Annotated in this window: 1 protein-coding gene; it reads left to right on the forward strand. The window is 61.8% G+C overall.

Translation table 11 applies throughout. The annotated features are described in order from the left end of the window. The coding region (locus tag OS190_RS20480) for an Ig-like domain-containing protein (RefSeq protein ID WP_267160553.1) at nt 1–207 on the forward strand (207 nt) is incomplete at both ends.

Here is a 207-nt window from a genome sequence, read left to right on the forward strand (position 1 = left end):
ATGTGGATGAGGACGACACCGTCACCATCGACGTGCTGGGCAACGACACTGATCCGAACGGCGATCCGCTGACGGTAACTGAGGCCACTGCGCCAAACGGGACGGTTACGATTAACCCCGACGGCACGCTGGACTACACGCCGAACCCGGACTTCAACGGCGAAGACACGATCACCTACACGGTCGAGGATCCCGACGGGAACCCCG

The sequence above is a fragment of the Sulfitobacter sp. F26204 genome, assembly GCF_026410305.1.
Lineage (GTDB): Bacteria > Pseudomonadota > Alphaproteobacteria > Rhodobacterales > Rhodobacteraceae > Sulfitobacter.